Below are 507 nucleotides of genomic sequence, written 5' to 3'. Positions count from 1 at the left end.
GGGCTTTGCCCAGCATATCACAGCCATGTGATATCAAAAACCCCTTATGCTCTTCTCTACTCGTACTGGAAATTTTGCAATTTGATAGAAAAGGAATGATTTCATGGATATCTTTTTACGAAATATTGATCCGGTTGCTATGCAAAAAGTTGATGAACTAGCAAAAGAAAATGGGATGTCTCGCCAAAAGTTTTTGAAAGAACAATTCGAAGTATTAGCTTTTTTTGATGAACAAGTAGCAAGAGAAAAAAGATTAGAAGTGATCATTAATCAGAACATCGAAATGATGAAACAATGTGCGATATCAATTGAAAAGATGAATGATATTATTTATGAACTGATGGGAGATGTGGAGGAGTAATGGAAACACAACGACGTATGATTACACTTGATAAAGAAACGGATCAATACATCCAAAATTATATGGCTAAACATAAACTTCGTTTCCCAGGAGAAGCGATTATGGATATCTGTAAAAAGTATCGAGAAGAAAAAAAGAAAGAATGG

General features: G+C 33.9%; 1 protein-coding gene. It reads left to right on the top strand.

Annotated elements, in window-relative coordinates:
- The first annotated feature begins 103 nt into the window (after positions 1-103).
- The gene (locus ACH0CI_RS28260) at positions 104-361 is read left to right on the top strand and encodes a hypothetical protein (protein ID WP_406902667.1); all 258 of its coding nucleotides are present in this window, start codon (positions 104-106) and stop codon (positions 359-361) included.
- Positions 362-507 lie beyond the last annotated feature (146 nt).

Source organism: Priestia sp. 179-F W1.4 NHS (assembly GCF_045369295.1).
In the GTDB taxonomy this organism is placed as follows: Bacteria; Bacillota; Bacilli; order Bacillales; family Bacillaceae_H; genus Priestia; species Priestia zanthoxyli.
This window is presented reverse-complemented; position numbering and strand designations above follow the sequence as displayed.